The 4,904-nt window shown below is 70.7% G+C and carries 6 protein-coding genes; 1 reads left to right on the top strand and 5 read right to left on the bottom strand.

Annotation, left to right across the window (positions count from 1 at the left end):
* Positions 1-190 precede the first annotated feature (190 nt).
* The 5 genes from AB8Z36_RS29305 to afsQ1 all read right to left on the bottom strand — a co-directional run bounded on the left by AB8Z36_RS29305 (position 191) and on the right by afsQ1 (position 3,931).
* Positions 191-394, bottom strand: a complete 204-nt coding sequence (locus AB8Z36_RS29305; protein ID WP_369216404.1) for a PspC domain-containing protein — start codon at positions 392-394, stop codon at positions 191-193.
* 93 nt (positions 395-487) lie between these two features.
* A complete protein-coding gene (locus tag AB8Z36_RS29300; RefSeq protein WP_369216403.1) occupies positions 488-988 on the bottom strand; it encodes a VanZ family protein in 501 nt (166 codons plus the stop codon).
* Positions 989-1,107: 119 nt separating this feature from the next.
* Positions 1,108-1,710, bottom strand: coding sequence for a hypothetical protein (locus AB8Z36_RS29295; RefSeq protein ID WP_369216402.1), 603 nt, complete (start codon positions 1,708-1,710; stop codon positions 1,108-1,110).
* Positions 1,707-3,257 carry an ATP-binding protein gene (locus AB8Z36_RS29290; protein WP_369216401.1) on the bottom strand — a complete coding sequence of 517 codons (1,551 nt, stop codon included), beginning with the start codon at positions 3,255-3,257 and terminating at the stop codon, positions 1,707-1,709. The genes AB8Z36_RS29295 and AB8Z36_RS29290 overlap by 4 nt, the downstream gene beginning before the upstream one ends.
* The gene (gene afsQ1 / locus AB8Z36_RS29285) at positions 3,254-3,931 is read right to left on the bottom strand and encodes a two-component system response regulator AfsQ1 (RefSeq protein WP_030562528.1); all 678 of its coding nucleotides are present in this window, start codon (positions 3,929-3,931) and stop codon (positions 3,254-3,256) included. The genes AB8Z36_RS29290 and afsQ1 overlap by 4 nt, the downstream gene beginning before the upstream one ends.
* A 215-nt stretch (positions 3,932-4,146) precedes the next feature.
* Between afsQ1 and AB8Z36_RS29280 the strand changes: the two genes are divergently transcribed.
* The gene (locus tag AB8Z36_RS29280; RefSeq protein WP_369216400.1) at positions 4,147-4,872 is read left to right on the top strand and encodes a SigE family RNA polymerase sigma factor; all 726 of its coding nucleotides are present in this window, start codon (positions 4,147-4,149) and stop codon (positions 4,870-4,872) included.
* Positions 4,873-4,904 lie beyond the last annotated feature (32 nt).

Raw genomic sequence — 4,904 nt, 5'->3', positions numbered from 1 at the left:
GCCCTCCCGACGCTGCTCCCGACCGACGGCAAGGGCCCGGTCGGCGGCCTCCTCGGCGGCATGCCGCTGAACGGCAACGGCCTGAACGGGCTGCCGCTCTAGGGCTCACCCCGCGGCAGGACGCAAAGGGGCGCCCCTCCCGTCCGGGAGGGGCGCCCCTTTGCGCCGTGGTCGTCTTCGTCGTGCTCGCTCACCAGGCCTTGCGGGCGGCCTTGTCCTCGGAGGGCAGCAGGAGCCACAGCGCCAGATAGAGCAGGAACTGCGGGCCGGGGAGCAGACAGGAGACCACGAAGATCACACGCATCGTGGCCGCGGAGGTGCCGAAGCGCCGGGCGAGGGCTGCGCACACTCCGCCGATCATCCGGCCGTGGGTGGGGCGGGCAAGGGCGGTCATGTCGGGCTCCTTCGCGAACCGTGGGTGAGGGGCATCTCTTCGTGTGCCCCGATGACTCAAAGCTACGGCCGCGAAGCGGTGCATAGCGTCGCTCTACGGTGCGATCCCGACCCTGGGAATCGTCGGGGTCGGACCCTGAGACAGATCCTTCCGGGGGAGGGCCGCACCCCGCTCCCGCTCCACCCGGTGGCGGAGTCTGGCCCGTGCGGCGGGCACGACCGCGAGATGGACGACCGCCACCCCGAGCGTGTTCAGGAGCAGCGAGTCGATGTCGACGACCTGACCGGGCACCCCGGTCTGGAGCAGTTCGATGCCGAGCGAGAGCAGCGCCCCCGCGGCGACGGTTCGCACCAGGGAACCCCAGGGGGAGACGGCCAGTCTGCCCCCGGCCAGCGGGAGTAGCACACCGAGCGGGGCGAGCAGCAGCAGGGCCTCGCCGATCCGGCGGGTGGCCTGCACTCCGCCGAGCGCCAGATCCGCCTTGATCCCGGCGAGCGGCTGGAGATTCGCGGCGCTCACCCAGGGCACGTCCAGCGGACGCAGCGTGATCCATCCGACGAGCAGAAGGTGTGCGGCGAGGAGGAATCCTCCCACCGCACGGAAGCGGATGGCGGCAATGCGGCCGCCCGAGCCTTGTCGCACGCCCCCCAAGACGTCACAGGCGGCAGGATCGGTTCCGCGTCCCCCCGCCTGTTACCCCACGGTCGCTTCTGTTACTCCACCGTCTCAGAAGGGGGCTCCACCGCGCCCGGCCGGGCCCGGACCTCCGGTGCGCAGGTGTAGCGCCGCAGCGGATCATCACCGGGACCGCCCATGATCACCGACTGGTCGTCGGCCGACGCCGCGCTGTCGGCGAGTGTGCACACGATCTGCGCGAGCGCGAAGGCGGAAAGGTCCTGCGGCTGCCTGCTGAGGCGCAGCGCCTCCGCGGGCTCGCCCCTCGACGGCCCGGAGACCGTGGTCCCGCCCCGGACGTCCGTGGCGAAACCGGCCTGCTTCTCGGCCTCCGAGGGCGGCGCCGCCAGCTCGTCCAGAAGCGCCTGCGCGATCCGTACCCGGTCGGTGCCCGCCCGGTCCTCGTGGACGCGGACGGTCCTGTCGACGGTCACGAGCTGCGCCGCGCAGACCAGGAAGACCTGCACCGGCACCTCGCTGCCCGACTGCGAGGCGATGCTGGAGCCCGACATCACACACGGCACCCGCGACGGGGCGGGCCCGAAGTCGGTCGGCACCTCCGTGGACCTGATCCCGCACCCGGCGAGCCCGGCCGCCAGGACGGCGGTGAGGGCAGCGGCACGCATCCGGCGCCCGGTCATGCGGTTCCTCCCTCGGTCTCGGCGCGCTCCTCGGGGCTCCCGCTGTCCCGCGGCAGCCGCAGCGTGAAGACCGCGCCGCCCTTCGGGCAGTTGGCCGCGGAGATCTCACCGCCGTGGATGTGCGCGTTCTCCAGGGCGATGGACAGGCCGAGGCCGCTGCCCTCGGAACGGGGCCTGGAGGCGCTGGCCTTGTAGAAGCGGTCGAACACGTGCGGCAGGACGTCCTCGGGGATGCCGGGCCCGTGGTCGCGTACGGAGATGACGAGCTCCGCGTCCTCCAGGCGGACGGAGACCTCCACCGGGGAACCGCCGTGCTTGAGGGCGTTGCCGATGAGGTTGGCGAGGATGACGTCGAGGCGGCGCGGGTCAAGGCGTACGGTGATGCCGCGCTCGGCGTCCAGCTCGACCGCGTCCAGCCAGGCACGGGCGTCGATGCACGCGGTGATCTGGTCGGCGATGTCCACGTCGTCCAGGACCAGGCGCGCGGTGCCCGCGTCGAAGCGGGTCACCTCCATGAGGTTCTCCACGAGGTCGTTCAGGCGGCGCGTCTCGCTCACCACCAGGCGTACGGCGGGCTCGATCATCGGGTCCACCGAGCCGGTCTCCGCGTCCAGCTCCTCCTCAAGGACCTCGGTCACGGCCGTGATGGCGGTCAGCGGAGTGCGCAGCTCGTGCGACATGTCGGCGACGAAGCGGCGCGACGCCTCGTCACGGGCGCTCATGTCGGCGACCTTCTTCTCCAGGTTCTCGGCGGTCCTGTTGAACGTGCGGGACAGATCCGCGAGTTCGTCGGTGCCGGAGACCCGCAGCCGGGTGTCGAGCTTGCCCTCGCCCAGCCTGCGCGCCGCGACCCCGAGACGGTGCACCGGCTTGAGCACGGTCGTCGCGGCGGCCTGGGCGAGCAGCGCGGAGCCGATCAGGGCGAGCGCGGTGGCGATCGCCAGGGACCAGCCGAGCGAGCTGAGGTCCTTGGCCTCCGGTTCGAGGGACTTCAGCATGTAGCCGGTCGGGCCGCCGCCGATCACCTTGGCGCCGCCGACGAGATACGGCGTGCCGTGCTCGGAGGTCCGCTGCCAGTACAGGTGGTAGGGGCTCTCGTTGCCCGAGGTGACCGGCTGCTGCTTGTTCACCGCCTTCTGCAGCGAGTCGGGGACCTTGGCGAGCGTGAAGGCGTCCAGGTCGGAGTAGCCGACTATCCGGCCGCCGCCCTTCTTGCGGTCGACGAGCAGCACGCTGTAGCGCTGGCTGCTGCTCGCCATCTGGCCGGCCGCTATCTGCAGTTCCTCCTGCGAGGGGTTGGCGCGCAGCGCACCGGCCCGGGTCTGCATCTGCTGCCGGAAGTCCTTGAGCGCCGCGTCCTGCGCGCGCGTCAGGACGGCCTCGCGGTTGAGCCAGTACGCGATGCCGGACGCGGAGACGGCGGCGGTGAGCGCCACGAGGGCGAACACCAGCACGAGCCGCAGCCGCAGACTCGTGAAGCGGAGACCGGAGAGCACGGCCTTGCGCACCGCGGGCAGTGCGCGGAGCTTGTCCTGCGGTTTGGTCACTGAGGCGTGTCCAGCCGGTATCCGACCCCGCGCACCGTGCGGATCAGTGTGGGCGACGAGGGCACGTCCTCGACCTTGGCGCGCAGCCGCTGCACGCACGCGTCGACGAGCCGCGAGTCACCGAGGTAGTCGTGCTCCCACACCAGGCGCAGCAACTGCTGCCGCGACAGCGCCTGACCGGGCCTGCGGCTCAGCTCCAGGAGCAGCCGCAGTTCGGTCGGGGTGAGCTGGAGGTCCTCGCCGTTCTTCGTCACGGTCATCGCGGCACGGTCGATGACCAGCGAACCGAAGGTCGCCGCGTCATTGGCCTCCCGCTCACCGCGCCGCAGCACCGCGCGGATACGGGCGTCGAGCACCCGCCCCTGCACGGGTTTCACCACATAGTCGTCGGCACCGGACTCCAGGCCCACGACCACGTCGATGTCATCGCTGCGCGCGGTCAGCAGGATGATCGGCAGCTGGTCGGTGCGCCGGATGCGGCGGCACACCTCGAACCCGTCGATGCCCGGCAGCATCACATCCAGCACGATCAGATCCGGCCGCTGCTCACTGAGCAGTTTCAGGCCGTCCTCGCCGGTGGCAGCAGTGGCCACCCGGTGTCCCTGGCGCGTCAGCGAAAGCTCCAGGGCCGTCCGGATGGCGTCGTCGTCCTCGATCAGCAACAGGGAAGGCACGGACGTCATTCTGTCCCATGCCAGGGCTCCAGTACGACTGCTGGAGCGCTCCCTCACCTCACCCTCACGCGCGAAAGGGGTGCCGGACCCCTGTGACAGGCCTGTGACAGTCGGCGGACACCGTCATGAAGTGGCTCGGGCAGAGTTTTGGTCACACGCAAGAAGCACCACAGCACAGACCGAACGAACCGGACTCCACTGACGGGGGGCGCGAGATGAATACGCTGCACAGCACCAGGTCAAGCGCAGTTGTCACGCGTCTCCACGACGTCGGCCGGAGCTCTGAGAAGTCCGGTGCCGTGAGCGGGCGGGGGTGCGCTCGCGGCACTGGGCGTCAGCACACCACGTATATGACGGTGGTTGACGCACCGCACGGGGGAAGCGCGTACGGAGAGGACTCGGGGGAGCGGAAGACCTTGTCGGAGGCGGAGTTCACCGCCTACGTCCAGGAACGCCGCGCCTCTCTGTACGCAACCGCCTACCACCTGACCGGCGACCGGTACGAGGCCGAGGACCTGCTCCAGAGCGCCCTCTTCTCGACGTACCGGGCCTGGGACCGGATCAGTGACAAGGCCGCGGTCGGGGGCTACCTCCGCCGCACCATGACGAATCTGCACATCAGCGCGTGGCGCCGCCGCAAGCTGAACGAGTACCCGACCGAGGAGCTGCCGGAGACGGCGGGCGACACGGACGCGATGCGCGGCACCGAGCTGCGCGCCGTGCTGTGGCAGGCCCTGGCCCGGCTGCCCGAACTCCAGCGCACGATGCTGGTCCTGCGTTACTACGAGGGCCGCACCGACCCGGAGATCGCGGACATCCTCGACATCAGCGTGGGCACGGTGAAGTCCAGCATCTGGCGGTCGCTCCGCCGGCTGCGTGAGGACGAGGTCCTCAGCTTCGGCCGTGACCAGGAGGAGTCCTTCGGCGAACTGGTCGCCTGAGGATCGGAGGGGGACACGGGGGGAGTACGGGG

Source organism: Streptomyces flavofungini (genome assembly GCF_041028215.1).
GTDB classification, from domain to species: domain Bacteria; phylum Actinomycetota; class Actinomycetes; order Streptomycetales; family Streptomycetaceae; genus Streptomyces; species Streptomyces flavofungini_B.
The sequence above is the reverse complement of the archived record's forward strand: the minus strand, read 5'-3'. Positions and strand labels throughout refer to the sequence as shown.

Coding starts and splice junctions, on each gene's coding strand:
- AB8Z36_RS29295 (WP_369216402.1), bottom strand. CDS start 1,710: ATGACCGGGCGCCGGATGCGTGCCGCTGCCCTCACCGCCGTCCTGGCG.
- AB8Z36_RS29280 (WP_369216400.1), top strand. CDS start 4,147: ATGAATACGCTGCACAGCACCAGGTCAAGCGCAGTTGTCACGCGTCTC.
- AB8Z36_RS29305 (WP_369216404.1), bottom strand. CDS start 394: ATGACCGCCCTTGCCCGCCCCACCCACGGCCGGATGATCGGCGGAGTG.